This is a genomic window from Flavobacterium fryxellicola (assembly GCF_900143245.1).
In the GTDB taxonomy this organism is placed as follows: Bacteria; Bacteroidota; Bacteroidia; order Flavobacteriales; family Flavobacteriaceae; genus Flavobacterium; species Flavobacterium fryxellicola.
The window spans coordinates 193,277-210,350 of the sequence record NZ_FRDK01000003.1; the positions used below are offsets into that span (position 1 = coordinate 193,277).

Annotated in this window: 14 protein-coding genes and 2 tRNA genes; 8 read left to right on the forward strand and 8 right to left on the reverse strand. The window is 34.1% G+C overall.

The window, feature by feature from the left end:
- Positions 1 to 62: 62 nt before the first annotated feature.
- The 6 genes from BUA03_RS06995 to BUA03_RS07020 all read right to left on the reverse strand — a co-directional run bounded on the left by BUA03_RS06995 (position 63) and on the right by BUA03_RS07020 (position 9,353).
- The gene (locus BUA03_RS06995; RefSeq protein WP_066080063.1) at positions 63 to 695 is read right to left on the reverse strand and encodes a leucine-rich repeat domain-containing protein; all 633 of its coding nucleotides are present in this window, start codon (positions 693 to 695) and stop codon (positions 63 to 65) included.
- 287 nt (positions 696 to 982) lie between these two features.
- Entirely contained in the window at positions 983 to 1,765 is a 783-nt protein-coding gene (locus BUA03_RS07000; protein WP_066080058.1) for a DUF2490 domain-containing protein, read from the reverse strand.
- Between the two features lie 61 nt (positions 1,766 to 1,826).
- Positions 1,827 to 2,591, reverse strand: coding sequence for a carbonic anhydrase (locus tag BUA03_RS07005; RefSeq protein ID WP_211266384.1), 765 nt, complete (start codon positions 2,589 to 2,591; stop codon positions 1,827 to 1,829).
- 153 nt (positions 2,592 to 2,744) lie between these two features.
- Complete coding sequence (gene gpmI / locus BUA03_RS07010) at positions 2,745 to 4,262, reverse strand: 2,3-bisphosphoglycerate-independent phosphoglycerate mutase (protein ID WP_066080055.1); 1,518 nt, start codon at positions 4,260 to 4,262, stop codon at positions 2,745 to 2,747.
- Positions 4,263 to 4,403: 141 nt separating this feature from the next.
- A complete protein-coding gene (locus tag BUA03_RS07015; protein ID WP_066080772.1) occupies positions 4,404 to 6,821 on the reverse strand; it encodes a DUF5916 domain-containing protein in 2,418 nt (805 codons plus the stop codon).
- Between the two features lie 138 nt (positions 6,822 to 6,959).
- The gene (locus BUA03_RS07020; RefSeq protein WP_066080053.1) at positions 6,960 to 9,353 is read right to left on the reverse strand and encodes a DUF5916 domain-containing protein; all 2,394 of its coding nucleotides are present in this window, start codon (positions 9,351 to 9,353) and stop codon (positions 6,960 to 6,962) included.
- 187 nt (positions 9,354 to 9,540) lie between these two features.
- On the opposite strand from BUA03_RS07020, the gene BUA03_RS07025 reads away from it, so the two are divergent.
- On the forward strand, positions 9,541 to 10,263 hold the full coding sequence (locus BUA03_RS07025; protein WP_066080049.1) for a murein L,D-transpeptidase catalytic domain family protein: 723 nt from the start codon (positions 9,541 to 9,543) through the stop codon (positions 10,261 to 10,263).
- Here BUA03_RS07025 and BUA03_RS07030 read toward each other — a convergent pair.
- Complete coding sequence (locus BUA03_RS07030; protein ID WP_066080047.1) at positions 10,252 to 11,838, reverse strand: L,D-transpeptidase family protein; 1,587 nt, start codon at positions 11,836 to 11,838, stop codon at positions 10,252 to 10,254. The genes BUA03_RS07025 and BUA03_RS07030 overlap by 12 nt on opposite strands.
- 607 nt (positions 11,839 to 12,445) lie before the next feature.
- On the opposite strand from BUA03_RS07030, the gene BUA03_RS07035 reads away from it, so the two are divergent.
- Both BUA03_RS07035 and BUA03_RS07040 read left to right on the forward strand, forming a co-directional pair.
- Positions 12,446 to 12,518: transfer RNA gene (locus BUA03_RS07035), tRNA-Gly, on the forward strand.
- A 44-nt stretch (positions 12,519 to 12,562) separates the two neighbouring features.
- Positions 12,563 to 12,635 (forward strand) — tRNA-Gly (locus BUA03_RS07040).
- 44 nt (positions 12,636 to 12,679) lie between these two features.
- Here BUA03_RS07040 and pepE read toward each other — a convergent pair.
- Complete coding sequence (gene pepE / locus BUA03_RS07045) at positions 12,680 to 13,387, reverse strand: dipeptidase PepE (protein WP_066080044.1); 708 nt, start codon at positions 13,385 to 13,387, stop codon at positions 12,680 to 12,682.
- A 146-nt stretch (positions 13,388 to 13,533) separates the two neighbouring features.
- On the opposite strand from pepE, the gene BUA03_RS07050 reads away from it, so the two are divergent.
- The 5 genes from BUA03_RS07050 to BUA03_RS07070 are packed head-to-tail and all read left to right on the forward strand — an operon-like array spanning position 13,534 to position 17,030.
- Positions 13,534 to 14,289: a hypothetical protein gene (locus tag BUA03_RS07050; RefSeq protein WP_066080041.1), complete on the forward strand. Its 756-nt coding sequence runs from the start codon at positions 13,534 to 13,536 to the stop codon at positions 14,287 to 14,289.
- Between the two features lie 13 nt (positions 14,290 to 14,302).
- Entirely contained in the window at positions 14,303 to 15,007 is a 705-nt protein-coding gene (locus tag BUA03_RS07055; RefSeq protein ID WP_066080038.1) for a peptidase associated/transthyretin-like domain-containing protein, read from the forward strand.
- A complete protein-coding gene (locus tag BUA03_RS07060) occupies positions 14,988 to 15,755 on the forward strand; it encodes a hypothetical protein (protein WP_066080035.1) in 768 nt (255 codons plus the stop codon). Before BUA03_RS07055 ends, BUA03_RS07060 begins: the two co-directional genes overlap by 20 nt.
- Positions 15,756 to 15,774: 19 nt before the next feature.
- Positions 15,775 to 16,530, forward strand: coding sequence for a BamP family beta-barrel-assembly machinery protein (locus BUA03_RS07065; RefSeq protein WP_066080032.1), 756 nt, complete (start codon positions 15,775 to 15,777; stop codon positions 16,528 to 16,530).
- Positions 16,527 to 17,030, forward strand: a complete 504-nt coding sequence (locus BUA03_RS07070; protein ID WP_066080029.1) for a DUF6702 family protein — start codon at positions 16,527 to 16,529, stop codon at positions 17,028 to 17,030. Before BUA03_RS07065 ends, BUA03_RS07070 begins: the two co-directional genes overlap by 4 nt.
- Positions 17,031 to 17,074: the final 44 nt, after the last annotated feature.

Consider the following 17,074-nt stretch of genomic DNA (forward strand, 5'->3'; position numbering starts at 1 on the left):
TTTGTTATTGACGATAAAGTCAAGTGCACTTAAAAATTAAATCACTCATTTGTATTTCTCTATTAAAAATTAATTTTCAAACCAAAGTTTAAATTTTTCATATCTTGAAGTTCTGGTTTTATTTTGTTATCCTTTAAATCTAGATACTTTAAATGGTCTAATGGTTTTAGTACGGGTATCGTTTTTAAGTCATTATTGTTCAAGTATAAATATTCTAAATTTTTAAAAGCTAATAGTTCACTTGGAAGTGATTTCAAGTGGTCGTTTTCTAAGTGTAACGATTTTAAATTGGGTAATTTAGCTAAGAGACTTAGCGTCTTAGGTAAGTCCATGTTTTTTTCATCATTTAAAAAGATCTCTTCTAATTTAGTCAAATTTGAAAACTCGCTTGGTAATTTGCTAAAATCATTTCCGCTCAAATCGATTATTTTTAATGATTTTAGTCTTGTAATTCCTGTTGGGATCTCTTTTAAATGATCGTTTTTAAGATTAAGATATTCAAGGTTAATAAACTTTGACCAATCAATATCCGTTAGTTTTAGGGTTTGATTACTCAAGTTGAGTTTAAAAATCATTTCAGGGTTTTTTAAGGCTTCTTCAATATTATTGTATTCTTTATTGCGATCAAACTTAATTTGACCAAACAGTGCATTTGTACCAACAAGTAAAAATGCCAAAATTAAGTTCTTTTTCATTTTCTATATTTTTTTTAAATTAGTCGCAAATATAATAGTATTACTATTAACAATGAAGTTTTATTTTAGATAATATGTTTCTGCTTTTGATTTTCTGCTCTTTTTTCTATTGAGTTTACAATCCCAACGTTACTTTTAAAAATAGATCTAAGTGTTTACGCTTATTATAATGATCTATTATTCATCAATAATGAGCGGAGTGCTTTCCCTTCGTTCCCCCTTTTGTTTTTTTGTATTTTAAGGAATTCTATCTTGGTGCCAACTAGAAAAATCATGTTTATGTGCCATTAGTTCGTATTTTTCTTCTTAGTAAAATCTAAATTTACGACCGTGTTTACGATAAATCCATTGTTATTTTGAAAAACGTTCTTTTGTTCAATTTCTCTTCCAAGTTGTACTCTTTGGTTTAAATAGCCGCCTTCAATCCTGAAAGTATTGTTAAACCTATAGCCGAGCAGCAGTCCAATTCGATTTTGATCAAATATATTTTCGTTTACATTTTTGCCAAATCCAATTAGAATTTCGTTATAAGCTGCCAAATAAGGTGTTTTATTTGTAATTTCAGTTCCTTTTAATGGCATTTGTACTCTAAAAAGATACCTAAAACGATTTAATAATAAGTAGTCATCCTCAACAGTTAGGGCTGGATTTGTATACCTTCCCACAAATCGTTGTTCTAGCATAAAACGATGTGATACTTCAAATTTTGAAATTTTATCAGTTAAAGTAGCCATTTGAAAAATTCTATGTTCCGTAAAATCCTTCCCTTGACCATTAATGGCATAGTCACCATAAGGATATGTTTCTATCCATGCGTAACCCAGCCGCAATTGTAACTTTGGATTAGCTTGATAGTTTAATCCAACTCGCAAGAGCCCTTGTTGTTTGTCCGTAATATAATGGTCTCGGCGCCATTGATATTCGGAGTGTATGCTGTATTTTTCAGCGATTTTAAAAGTCCCAAAATAATTGTACCAACCTATTTTATTGTGGTCTTGTAATCTCGTGTTCTGTGAATAAGCATTGTTTAAAAACAGTATGATTATGAAGAGGGACAGTAGTTTTCTCATGGTTTAAATTAGTTGCAACCATGCTAAAATATAAATTCAGCATGGTTTTAGTACTATATAGCTACTTTTTTAGCGGTAAATTAAGAAGTGTTTCTTGCAAAAACTCTACTTTTCCGGTTTGTATATCGTAGACTGCGCCAACAATTAATATTTCACCATTCACGTATTTTTTATGCAAAATAGGTTCTAAGTCTCGCAAGTTATAAACTTGATCAATAACGTTTTGTCTTACAGCATTATTTACGGGATCACCGGGTAAATGTGCACATTTAGCTACTGCTGGTTTTATTTCATTAATCAATGTTACAATGTGGCCAGGAACATCTTCCGGTCGCTCTACTGCAGCTGCTACTGCGCCGCATTCCGTATGTCCTAGAACAACAATTAACTTGGTTTTTAATTTGAGCGTAGCAAACTCCATACTGCCGTAGGAAGCAGCTGCCGAAACTTGACCTGCAGTCCTAATGATAAATAAATCTCCTAAACCTTGATCAAAAATCATTTCGTTAGGAACTCTTGAGTCTGAACAACCAACTATTGTTGCAAAGGGTGCTTGTCCACTTTCAAGTTTTTTTATCGTTACCATATCCTGCCTAGGCTTTAAGCTTTTTCCTTCTACAAAACGTTTATTGCCGCCAATTAATTTTTTTAAAGCTATTTTTGGATCAGCATAAGCAGAATCTCTATCCACTAGGTAATGTGCTCTGCTCCATTGCATGGAATCGACTGCAACTTTTTTTCCTCTGTTTTTTACACTTTTCTTTTCTTGTGAATAGGAGATTGTTCCTATACAAAAGCACACTAAAAATAAAATTACTTTTTTCATGATTTTTAATTATTAGAGTTAAACATTTGAATTTGAAACAAAAATAATTAAAAATAATAGCATTACTATCGATTATGAAATTTTAACTTTTATTTATAAAAAAAGCCACTCGATTTGGAATGGCTTTGTATCTCAACAATATTTAAATTTTGTTTAAAGTAGCGAATGACAGGTCATTACTTCCGGTTTTTCAACTCCCATTAACTCCAAGATGGTTGGGGCAATATCACCCAGAACGCCATCGTAAATGGTTCTGATTTCTTTGTCTACCAAAATGATAGGAACTGGATTTGTCGTATGTGCCGTATTTGGACTTCCATCAGGATTAATCATTGTTTCACAATTTCCATGATCAGCAATTACGATAATCGTATAGTTGTTTTCTAGCGCAGCTGTAATCACTTTTTCGACGCATTTATCAACTGCTTCACAGGCTTGTATGGCAGCACTCATGATTCCAGTATGTCCTACCATGTCTCCATTAGCAAAATTAAGACAAACAAAATCAGCTTCCCCTTTGTAGAGTTCGGGAATAAGTGCATCAGTCAATTCAAAGGCACTCATTTCCGGTTGTAAATCATAAGTGGCAACCTTTGGAGAGTTTTTTAGAATGCGGCTTTCGCCAATAAAGGGCTGCTCTCTTCCACCAGAAAAGAAGAAAGTCACGTGTGGATATTTTTCCGTTTCGGCAATGCGAATTTGTTTTTTGTACGCTTTTTCTAAAACTTCACCAAGAGTTTCCGTTAGGTTGTCTTTATTGTAGACGACTTTTACGTTTTGGTACGTGTCGTCATAATTGGTCAACGTGACGAAATATAAATTGAGTTTGTGCATGTTTTGCTCATGACAATCGATTTGCGTCAATACTTCTGTTAACTCTCGTCCTCTATCGGTTCTAAAATTAAAGAAAATAACCACATCATCTTCTTCAATTGTGGCTATTGGTTTGTCATTTTCATCCACGATAACCGTTGGATGTATAAATTCATCAGTTACATTGACTTCATAACTTTCTTCGATAGTAACAACTGCATTGGTTGAATGGGTTCCAATTCCGTTTACTAATAAATCGTAGGCAAGTTTTACCCTTTCCCAACGTCTGTCTCGATCCATTGCATAATAGCGTCCTATTACAGAAGCCAGTTTTACGGTCGTAGTAGCTATATAATCTTGTAAATCTTGAATGTAATGTTTGCCAGATTTTGGATCTACGTCGCGACCGTCAGTGAAGGCGTGAATGAACACTTTTTGTAAACCGTGCTGTTGTGTAGCGTCAATCAGACCTCTTAAATGAGACGTATGAGAGTGCACGCCACCATCGGATACTAGACCTAAAAAGTGAACCTTTTTGTTGTTTATTCTGGCATACGTAAAGGCATCTACTAAAACTTGCTCTTTAGACAAAGTATCGTGCGCAACAGCAAGATTAATTTTGGCTAAATCCTGGTATACGATTCGCCCCGCACCAAGATTCATGTGGCCCACTTCACTATTTCCCATTTGTCCCTCAGGAAGTCCAACATTTAAGCCGTCAGTTCGAAGTTGAGCGCTGGGATAATTTCTATATAAACTGTTAATAAAAGGTACATTAGCATTATCGATAGCAGAAACTTTTGGGTCCGGAGATTTACCCCAACCGTCCAAAATCATAAGAATTACTTTTTTATTCATTGCAAATTTATTTTAAGCAAAGATAAAGCATTTCTAAAAATGTTCAAAGGAATGGAAATCACTATTATAGATTTGGCGGTGAACAATAACAAATAGTGAATATTTGGTTGTGGATGGTTCTGTTTTTTAAAATTAATGCATTTAGAATTTATTTTTCACCTCATTGTAATCGATGAAATACCGCACGCTTATGGAGAAAATATGGTTTAATGCTTCATTCGTGAGAAGGCTCGTAACATTACTCGTGAATTCTTTATTGATATTCCTTTCAAAGGCACCCGCATTATTTCGGTATAAAACAGATACTTGACTTCCGGGCGCAAACCACCATGTGTAGGACAAGTCCGCATTCCAAGAATAAAAACTCGAGTTTTTATTCGTTGTATATCCGCTATAATCAGCTAATCTTCCGTTTTGTTCTAAGGATAAAGCATTTTTGTTTTCGGCGTACGACCAGTAATGACGCAGTGCAATGTTAAAGGTCATTTGGCTGTTTAATGCGTACTTACCAGAAAGTGTATTGGAATACGTAATTACATTTCTATTTGCAAAGATGATAGTGTTTGGCGTTGCTGCATTCAGATCCTCATTAATGCTGTCAATATACCCTTTATTGTTATTTTGTCTGGAGAAGCTAAAGTTGTAATTCAACGATAATTTATCACTAAAACGGTATCTAGGACCTATTGAAAAACCATAAGTGTTGCGACCGGCCTCATCAAAAGCATTGTAGGATGGGTTAAAATCAACCGCAAAAGGATTGTTGTAATTGGTTGAAATGTAGATAAAACCGCCAATTCTTGTAGGTCTGATCACAAATCGATTCGTTGCTCTTGGTTCATAATAGTCGAAAGTTTCTACTGGATTGGCATTGAATCCGATTCCAAAATAATGATTTTTTTTAGTATTTGAATTAATTTGAAAGTTGATACTGCTGGCCTGTATTTTACCCGTTTCTTTTTGAAATTGCGAAAAAGCATTTATTCTAGCGCTGAAAGAGTTGAAATACTTAGTGGGATTCAAGATTCTATAACTCGAATTTCCATAAATACTGTAATAATTAGTTTCGAAATTAATTCCTAAATCGTTGTTGTCAAAATCCCGAGTCATGATATCAGCACCAATGCCATACCGAAATTTCCCGCTGGTTTCGGAGAAATTCAATTGGGAATTGATTCCTTTTTTAGCTTCAATACTATTGATGTAGCTGTATTTAAAATCACCCGCAAGATTGTATGTGTTTTTCTTGGTGTTTAAATCCCAAACTAAAGCAGTTACATTTCCGTCTCTAAAATTGCCGTTTCGAGTCACATTCGTATTTACAAATGAAACGGAAGAATTTTTGCGAAAGCGCTGGTCTAAAACTAAAACACTGTAATTTGTTAAAGGTTCTACTACTTCCGTTCTGGTTTCTAGTGTTTTGTTATTTCGAATAATAGCGGTTGTTTTTTCGGTAACAGCATTTAAAATCCCCACGCCCAAGCCGTTTTTGGTTCTTCCAGATATTTTAAAGGCATTGATTAAGTTTACACTAGCAGGATTATCAATAATTTCCTCGTTGGTTTGCGCAGTAGGATACTTCGATGGGTTTCCACCAATTCGTCTCGAGTATACCAGATTGCCTTTGCTAAACAAATCAGTTCCTTCTGTAAAAAAAGGTCGATTTTCATTAAATTGTTGTTCAAATGGTCCTAAGTTTAGGATTTGATCATCAAATTTTGTTTGGCCAAAATCAGGAATAAGAATCATATCTAGGGTAAAAGCGTCGTTTATTCCATATTTTAAATCCAATCCGCCTTTAAGTGTTCCGTATGTTTTTTGTGTTGCATTCCCATTTACATAAAAGGAAGAATATGGCAAAAGGAAGAGTCGAGTAGGTGGTTTTATGTTTTCAATGCCTTCTAAAATACCTGTTTGTTGGGTAAAAGTCCCCAGTTTTGAATCAATGAAATTCCAAGTATATTTAAAACGATCACGTCTTATTTCTCTAAAAAAATTAAGACCCCAAGTTTGTTTATTTTCAGCTGAAAAACGTAATGCCGCATAAGGAATGCGCATTTCTACCACCCAACCTTTATCAGTAATTACAGCTTTACTTTTCCAGACAGCATCCCAAGAATAATCCTCGCCATTGGTGTCTGTGGTGATGCAATCTGCCTGACCATCAGCCGCGTTTACAAAAAACTGAAAATCTTGTTGGCCATCATTAAATCCATTTATAAATACACCAAAAACATCCGATGTTCCAAAATTATCACGTTGTGTAATTTCCTTTAGGATTTTTTCAGGATTTTCATCGTTTAATAAAGCACCGATGTAAATCGCATCATTGTCGTAAAGCACTTTGACTTCGGTTTTTCTATTTTCAGGAATTGGCTTGCCGTTATCCGGTTCAAACGTAATGAAATCACTAGCAACTGCAGCTGACTGCCAGATGGTTTCATCTAACTTGCCGTCAATTTCGATTTTTTCCGAAATAAATTTAGTTTGGAGTACTTTTTTTTGGCTCAAGCCTACAAAGGATAGTAAGAGAAAACAAAATAGAAATTGGTTCTTCATGAAGCGATTGATTGATTGATGATTGATACTATATTGTAATAACCAAAATAGCTTCAAGGCAGCAAACGCCATTTCACTCCAAAGGTTGCCTTACTAGACTGCTTTTTTAAGGGAATGTTACAGTTTAATTTAAAAATTTTAAAATTTGTTCTTAACGGAATTGTAGTCAATAAAATAGCGAATGCTAATAGAAAATACATTGGTAAGGTCGCTATTGAAAATATTTTTGATGTTTTTTGATAAATCTTTTTCTACTACACGAGTTCTTTCTAATCCATAACTACGATATAAAATGGAGATTTCGCTTCCCGGAGCAAACCACCAAGAGTAGGACAAATCAAAATTCCAAGAATTGAAATTACGGTCTTTGTTTAGAGTGTAACTGTTGTTTGGCGTTAAATAACCACTGTTTTGAAGCGTGAAAAAGTCGTGATTTTTAGAATACGACCAATAGTATCTGGCCGTTAAATTAATAGTCATTTTATTGTTCAACGAATATTTTCCAATAAGATCATTTTGAAGGATTTCACGATTGCGTTCTGCAAACACAACTCCAGAATCGTCAAAGTCAACCCAACCGCGATCATTGTTCATTTTTGTGTATTCAGCTGCGTACGCTAACGAAAATTTATCGTTGAAACGGTATTTTGGGCCGAGATAAAAACCATAAGTATTTCTGCCTTTCTCGTTGTATTTTGTAAATGCAGGTTGTACAATTATTGTAAAAGGATTATTGTCGTTTGAGGTAAAATTGAATATGGTAATAATTTTTTCTGGAACAAAAACATATTTTCCATATTCACGTGGTTCGTAGAAATCGAATGTTTCAAAAGGTGAAAATTCGAGTAATAATTCCACAGTGTCATTGTCTAACGTTCTCGCTTTTATTTCGGTTCCAAAAGCCCCCGTTTGTAATTTTTTAGACGTGTTGTCCACTTCAAAATTTATGTATTCATTTATCCTGAAAGTATTGAAAACTTTAGTTGGGTTCACTATTCTATAGCTTCCATGTGCATAAGCATTATGATAATTGGAATAAAAATTGATTCCTAAATCATTCACATCATAGTTTTCAGAAACATATTTTCCGGAAAATCCATACCGATATTTCCCGCTTGTTTTTTCAAATCCAATTTCTGTTTTGAAACCATCGTAATCTTGTATAGTATTGATAGTATTGTATTTAAAGTCGCCATATAGATTATAGGTGTTCGCTTTAGTGTTTAAATCAAATAATAATGCTGAAACATTTGCATCTCTAAATTCGCCGTTTCGAGTAGTGTTTGCATTGACTAAGGTAATGGAGGAGTTTTGATTGAATCGTTGGTCTAGAACAAACATATTATAATTCGTTAATGGTTCAATCACTTCCTTTCGGACTTCGCCATTAGCCGCATTCAAAATTGTAGCCTTAGTTTTTTCAGTAACGGCATTCAAAAATCCAATTCCTAACCCTTTTTCAGTTCGTCCTGATATTTTTATGGCATTGATTAAATTAACCGTGCTGGGATAATTGGTGATTTCTTCCTGCTCGGTAATAGTTGGCTCTGTGCTGGGAGCGCCACCAATTCTTCGGGAATAGAACAAACTACCTTTGCTAAATAAATCTGTTCCCTCGGTAAAAAAAGGTCTGTTTTCCTCAAATCTTTGTTCAAAAGGCAGTAGGTTTAAAATAGCATTATCAAATTTAGTTTGTCCAAAATCAGGAACTAAAATAGCATCTAATGTAAAGGAATCGTTGATGCCGTATTTTAGGTCTAATCCCGCTTTGAAAGTCCTGTCAGAACCAATATCGCTTTCTTGATAGTACGCTGATGTATATGGAATAAGAAAAAGTCGGGTGGGTGGTTTTATGTTTTCAATACCTTCTAGGATTCCAGCTTGTGGTATTATGGCTCCAATTTTAGTATCTATGCGATTCCAAGTATATTTTTGCACATCCCGCTTGATTTCGCGCATGAAGTTCAATCCCCAAGTTTGTTTATTGGCTTTGGAAAATCGTAAAGCGGCATACGGAATCTTCATTTCAACGGCCCAGCCAAATTCAGTAATCGTTACTTCGCTGTCCCAAATAGCATCCCAACTGAAATCTTCATAATCTTCTGTGGCTAAACAATCCATTTGAACGCCTGCAGCACTGACAAAAAAACGAAAATCTTGTTGGCCATCATTGAATCCATTGATGTAAACTGAAAAATGATCGGAAACACCAAAAACATCTCTATTCGTTAGTTCTTTTTGAATTTTATCAGGTTCATTATCGTACAGTAAAGCCGATATGTAAATGGCGTCGTTGTCATACAATACTTTTACTTCTGTTTTTTTATCACTACTAATCGGTTTTCCATTATCCGGTTCAAACATGATGAAATCCGCGGCGATAGCGGCTGATCCCCAAATTCTCTCATTCACTTTTCCGTCGATTGTTATGTTTTCTGAGGTGGATTTTGCCTGCAACGTTTTTTTTTGGCTATAAATTTCAAAACTGAAGAATATTAAAATAAAGAGAGTAGTAAAATGTAATTTTGACATAAATTGGGATTGAATCTAAACAAAAATAATAAAATTAACATAGTAATTGTCTTTTTTATGATTATTCACTCAATAAATAATGTTAGTTTGCGTTATTAGAAGACTAAACTTTTGTTAAAGGCTTTACGTTTGGTAATTATTAATGTACGTTTGCAATTCGAATTAATCTGTAACTAAAAGACAATCAATGATTTATACGATACTTCCTACTATTTTGTTTATGCTTACTTCTTTTACTCCAAGTACTGCAAATTCTCCTGAAGCAAAGATTGGTGCCTCAATTGCTTACACTAAAACGCTAGAGCCTACTGTTAACGCTAAAATCGAAATGGCGTACCATAATTTACATTCTAGTAAATATGCATTACCAAAATTAGAAAGCTTCGCTGAAGCTTTGAAAGGATATTATTCTTTGAAAGAAAAAGGATTGATTAAGAAAGAAATTCTAACGTTAATCGATTTTAGTTTGTCTGCCAATACGAAAAGACTTTGGGTTATTGATTTAGTTACTGGAGATGTTTTGTTTCATTCTCTTGTTGCGCATGGAAGAAATACTGGTGAAGAATTTGCTTCTAATTTTTCAAATGCTTCAGAATCTTATAAAAGTAGTCTAGGGTTTTATGCCACAGGTGAAATTTATAATGGCAAACACGGAATGTCTCTTAAACTAGATGGATTGGAAAAAGGGGTAAATGATAATGCAAGAGCAAGAGGCGTGGTGATGCATGCAGCAGATTATGTTTCTACTTCTTTCATTAAAAACAACCACAGATTAGGCAGAAGCCAAGGTTGTCCAGCTGTTCCAGCTGAATTATCTAAGGAAATTATTAGTGCCATCAAAGATAAATCTTGTTTCTTCATTTATCATCCTTCACGAGTTTCTAAATTTGGAATAAAATCAATTTCGTAATTTGTCATATAAATTGGCGTCAAGGTTGTAAATATCGTCTCTAAAAATCAATTTGCCGTTCTCGCTCCAGGCAGTCCAGTATAATAGGTGGATGGCCACCTCTTTTTTGATTTTTACAAATTTAGTTCTTTCTTTTTGAAGCGTTTCTGTGATTTTTTCTAAGTTCCAAGAGGCTGCATCACTGAGTAAATATTCAGTTAATTCTAACGGATTTTCTACTCTGACACAGCCAGAGCTTAAAGAACGGTCTATCTTTTCAAAATAATCCCTGTGATTTGTGTCGTGTAAGTATACTGAAAAACGGTTAGGAAAAATAAGTTTCACCATGCCTAACGAGTTAAAAGTGCCTGGACTTTGTACATAACGATACGTATATGCTTGAGACAACTGCCATTCGTAAGGACTTACAAATCTTCCCGTAGCATCATAAACCATAATGTTCGATTGCGTCAAGTACGCTCGGCTCCTCAAAATGGCCGGAATAACATCTTCTTTAAGAATAGTTGGTGGTACTGTCCATGTGGGGTTAAAAACTACTTGCGTTAAGGTAGACGACAATATGGGTGTTTTTCTTTTAATCCTTCCCACGATTACTCTGTGGGTTCTCAGCGTATCTTTGTTTTTAACGAGCAGCAACTTGTAGTCAGGAATGTTGATGATGAGGTATTCTTGTCCCATTTGTTTGGGATACCACTTCCAGCGTTCTAGATTGGCAATGATTTGTTCCGAGCGTTGTTTTTTGGAGAAATTAAGTGCAGCGACTGTTCCTAGTCCAATTTTTGCATCAGCAGCTAAACCGTGGCGACTTTGAAATCTTTTTAAGGCCACAACAGTTTCTTGATCATAAATAGGAGTAAGGCTGTCATTAGGTTGCATGTCTTTCCAGTAAATCAATCTTTTTTTGATATCAATGATGGAGGTACTAGTGTCGTTAGGGGTTATTATTTTTGTAAATTTTATCGATTTGAAGTTGTCTTTTGGGAAATTATTTAAGAGCTGAAGTGCTTTTTTTAATCTTTTGTAAACGATATGATTCGGTTTTAATTGCTCTATTTTATAAACCAATGAATCGCTTTTAAGCAAATGGATCACCGTAGTGTTAAGATCAATATAGTTTTCTTTTAAGTCCCAGTTTTTATATAATTTTCGTGGATTTACTGTTCCGTTTGTAAGGTGTGCAATGTATTTTTGTAAACTAGAGGTTAATAAAATATCATATTTCGCCAAATCTAAAGAGTCGAGAGAGGGTGCTTTTTTTTCAAAATCAAATAATACTTTTAGGTTGTAATCCTCTGGTTGTAATCCTTCCTCATCTGATCTTTTTAGTTCCTCGAGTATTATTTTTCTCTTTTCTTCGGATTGCCAAACGGTTCTGTAATTTGTTGCTTTATAAAAATTGGTAAGTACTTTGTTATTGAATGAAAGTAACAAAGTAGAGTCGATATTGGTTGGTTTTCCTTCAGGTTGAATAAGCACCTTGGGAATTTCTTTTTTTAAAACTACGGCGCTTTTTAGTGCTTCTTTTGTACGACTTAAAAAGGAGAACAGCAGTAAAATTATAAATAAATTATTCATTGCTTAGTTTTTTTAACTTGGTAATAGGGTTTCCAACTTCTCTCCATTTGAAAAAAAATAATCTTTTTGTGAGGCAACTTGTTTTTTGTAAAACTAACTGCTTGCTTTCGGGTTTGTAACCTAATGAAACAGGGTATAGCTTATTTGTAGGACTGTTTACACATACAAATCATTTATTCTTTCGACCCTTTTCTTTTTTTTTGAAACTGTACTTCCCCACATTTGTTCTTGTTTTTCCTTAGTAAACAAATCATTTTAGCTCCAATTATAGTAAGCGTGGTGATAAGATTAAGTGCCAAATACAATCCAACATGAAGGGTTGTCCCTAAAGTATCACTATTAAATCACAAATTTCCTCTCTTCTTTTGAACCGGAAAGCAAGGACCAAGTACTTAAAATGTATCCAAAGCGAGTGTTTCTATACTATTTCGAATTATTTTTTAAAAATATTTTTTTGTGTTTTATAAAGGTATAATATTTTCATATTAAATTCTTTATGATTTGATTTCCCTTTTTTAAAAAAGAGGCTAGGAGGCAGATTGAGACTTTTTGGAAAAAAAATTTGCATTCAAGCAAACTTATTAAGTATATTTGCACCGTTGTTAATGCGAAAGTAGCTCAGTTGGTAGAGCTCCAGCCTTCCAAGCTGGTTGTCGCGAGTTCGAGCCTCGTCTTTCGCTCTAAGCTTCAAATTTTTTTTTTGAAGTTTCTTTTTTTATATAATGCGAAAGTAGCTCAGTTGGTAGAGCTCCAGCCTTCCAAGCTGGTTGTCGCGAGTTCGAGCCTCGTCTTTCGCTCTTCAAAGCCGAAACGTAATTGTTTCGGCTTTTTTTTTATTCTATTATTTGATAAAACTTAAATCAGTTCCACTTTCTAATTCTTCAGGAGTTTGATTTTGTCTAAAGAGTCGGGCGGTCAAATTGCCTTTCAAAGTGATTTTATCTCCTTTTACATCCAGCCAACTGCCTTCTCTAAGTCCGATAACTGGAACCGAATTAAAGGCATGGAACTCGTTAATTCGGGTCTCCCGCGTTTCACCCATGTGTTTCGAATTTGTATCTGGATCTAAATAATGGGGATTCAAATTAAACGGAACTACTCCTAAAGTTTGAAAACTTGGAGGATAGACAATAGGCATATCATTAGTAGTTTGCATTGTAAGCCCACAAATATTACTTCCGGCACTAGTTCCCAGATAAGGTGTGCCGTCTTTTATTACTTGTGATAGGATTCCCATAACATTGTTTTTGTGTAATTGAGATACCAGTACAAAGGTATTTCCACCTCCCGTAAAAATTCCTTCTGCTCTTTTTATAGCCTGTGCAGCATCTTCAAACTCATGAATTCCTGTCACTTTTTTATTTATTTTGGCGAAAGCCAATGCAACACTATTGGTATATTCTTCATGCGATATTCCACCTGGTCTTGCATAAGGAATAAAAAGAATGGTCGCGCAGTTTTTAAAATGCAGTTGTAATTCAGGCAATAAGTAATCAAGGAAACCTTCGTTTGCAAGGGTTGATGTACTTGCGATAAGTATATTTTTCATTTATGAGGTCTAAATTTTGATAAAGATATAAAAACGGCGTTTTTTATTTCAAATTTTTAATTAACATTTTTTTACCAACTCATTAGTAGTTATTTTAGATCGCATTAGGATACTTTTACAAAGGGTCAATAACCGCCTTCAGAAAGATGCTTAAAATTGTTTATTTATTTCTGGTTTTTGCAGCGGCAAATGTGTTGGCACAACAACAGCCTCCAATGCAATTGAAAGGAAAAGTGACTGCTGATGCTTCGGTTTTAGCGGGGGTTTATGTTATTAATAAAAAAACAGATAAGGTTTCAATTACAAGTCAAAATGGTGATTTCAATATACAGGCAGCCGTTGGAGACACCTTATTGTTTGCGGCTGCGCAATTTAACGAAATGAAAATGAGCTTGACTCAAAAAGATTTTGACCAAGGAATACTTCTGGTAAAAATGATACCCACAATAAATGAATTGCGCGAAGTTGTTGTGAGAAACGACATTAATGCTGCAGCAATGGGAATAATTTCAAAAGGACAAAAGACATACACACCAGCAGAGCGAAAGTTATACACTGCCACTGATCTTAATGCCTCTGCCACTGCTGGTACCATGATGGGAGGGTCTGTTTCGGCTGATCCAGTACTTAATTGGATTTCAGGGAGAACCAAAATGTTGAAAAAAGAAGTTGAGGTAGAAAAGAAAGAAATGTATTTACGACAGTTAGAGAACCTCTTTACGATTGACTATTTTATATATAAATTGAAAATCCCGTCGGAATATGTCAAAGGATTTCAATATTATAGTGTAGAAAACGAACAATTTGTAGCGGTTCTCAAGTCTAAAAACGGGACAATGGCTACTTTCTTATTAGGAGAATTAGCGCTCAAATATAAACAAATAATTGCCAGTGAAAATTAAATATACACTACAGATGTTCCTCTTTTTGTTAGTGCAAGTTGCTTTTGGACAAATAGGAGCAGTAAAGGAGATTCAAGGAAAAATCAGTGCTGATTCTGCATCCGTGGATCGCATTAATATTGTGAATTTAACTACAGAAAAAACAACAATTTCGGATGCAAATGGCTTTTTTAAAATACCCGTTAAAGCAGGAGATATTTTAGTGTTTACTGCCGTTAATTTAGAGTCTGTTCGCAGAAAAATAAGCCAACAAGATGTGGAACAAGCAGTTTTTACTTTGCAAATGGTTTCCAAAAGTATTATTTTGAAAGAGGTTGTCATTAACGAGTCGGCTATTTCTGCAGAAAGTTTAGCAATTATTCCTTACGGCCAAAAAAAATATACCGCTGCGGAGCGTAAATTATATACAGCAACGTCCGGAGGAGGAATCGATGGGTTGCTAAATGCTATATCCGGGCGCAAAGCCATGCTTAAAAAAGAAATTATTGTTGAGAAAAAAGAACAGCTATTGGCTAGAATTGATGTGCTTTTTGAGGATAACTACTATACTGAAACTTTAAAAATACCCGCCGATTACATCAAAGGATTCCAATATTATTGCATTGATGATTCTGATTTTGCAAATGCACTGAGAGCAAAAAACAAGACTTTAACGATGTATTTAATTGTAAAATTAGCTGAAAATTATAACGAGATTATTGTTACTGAAAATAAGTAAAGTTTTTGCGTTCCTTTTGTCTTTCGTATGCCAAATATCTTTTGGACAAACTGACGATGAAAAGATACTTCACGGGAAAATTACAGTTGATTCTATAGGTGTCAATGGAATTAATATCTTAAATTTAATAAGTGGTAAAACTGCTTTAACAACGATCAACGGTACTTTTTCTATTTTGGTAAAAGCCAATGATATTCTTGTTTTTAAAGGTATAAATCTTAAATCTTATGAAAAAAAGATTAGCAGCAGTGATATAATACGCAATCGATTTTTATTGCAGATGCAAGCTAAAACTAATGAATTGAAGGAAGTGATTGTTAAAAAAGATCAGATTTCGGTATTTTCATTAGGCATTGTAGCTAGAGAACCTTTAAAATATACGCCTGCAGAAAGGCATTTGCAGACCGCAGGAGATTTTAAACCAATCATGCTATTTAGTATTTTGGGTGGTGGAATGCCGTTAGATCCGCTTATCAATAAGATCAATGGTAGAACGAAACAGCTTAAGAAATTAGTTGTCGTGGAGAAAAAGGAAATGAATATACAATTAATTTCTGAATTGTACCAGCAGGAATACTTCACGCTTCAATTGGGAATAGCAGCGGAATATGTAAATGGGTTCAAGTATTTTGTAGTGGAAAATGAAAATTTTGTCAAAGTTTTGCATTCTAAAAATGAACAAAAAACTTCATTTTTTTTGATAGCTTTGGCAGAAGATTATAAAACGTTATTGCAAAGTAAAAACTAACATAATTAAAAATACCAAGATGAAAACTAAAATAGTACTACTTTGTTTGATTTCCTTTAGCCAATTCACTTTTGGTCAAAATGAAAATAGGAAATCTTTGCACGGTCAATTTACAAATGAATCCGCATTGGTAGACAATGGGTATGTTTTTAATTTGAATTCTAAAACCCGTACTTTCATTAGCAACCAAGGTTTTTTTGATGTTTTGGCGAAAGCCAAAGACACGCTGCTAGTCTTAAGCCCTGCTTTCAAGTCTAAGAAAATTGTGCTTCAGGACAAAGATTTTGCAAAACCGTTGTTCGTAGTCTTATTAGAAGCACAAACGACGCTGTTAAAAGAAGTAATTGTAAAAGGAAAAACAGACATAAAACCTGCCATAGGAAATTCTCAAGAATTAGTAGACATCGAATTTATTGACGATGCAAAATCGTCGCCAATTAATAGAACGCTGCCATTAAATGGAACTATTGAAAACGGAATGGATTTTGTTAGAATATTCAAAATGGTTTCTAAAATCTTTAAAAAAGATGTGGCTGTGAAAGAAGAATCAAATACTCTAGTAGATTTTTCGGATTCAGTTTCGAGAGGAATAGACCGCTATTTTTTTACCAATACATTGAAGTTGAAAAGCGAAGAAATTGCACTTTTTCTTGATTATTGTGAGTCTGATCCAAAATCAAAAACCCTATTAAAACAGCAAGACGAATTCATGCTGATTGATTTTTTAATCACCAAGAACGAAGAGTTTAAAAGAATTACTACTTTTGAAAAATGAAAAAAACAATATTAATTACTTTTTTTGGGTTATTATTTTTAACATTAACGTCTTTTAGCGTTCATAAATTCTATGTTGCACTATACCAAGTTAATTATGCACCGGAAAAGAAAATGCTCCAAATAACTGCCCGTATATTTGTAGATGATTTAAATACTGCTATTGGGAAAAAATACCAAAAGAAAATTAATCTAGGATCAGAAAAAGAAACGCAAGAGGATTTGATTTTTTTTAAAAAATACTTTAGCGAAAAATTCTATATCAAAGTTAATGGTCAGGTCAAGCCAACTCATTTCTTGAGCAAAGAGATGGAAGGCGATGTGCTTATTTGTTACTTTAGTATAAAGGAAATTCAAAAAATAAATTCCCTTGAAATCTATAATGCAGTAATCACAGAAGGGAACTCAGAGCAGCAAAACATTATGCATTTTACTGTTAATGGTGTTAAAAATACATTGCTCTTTACGGAGTCAACTTCCAAGGGAGTGTTAAAATATTAATAAATTTAGATAGATCTACTTAAAATTATTATTTTCACCCATTG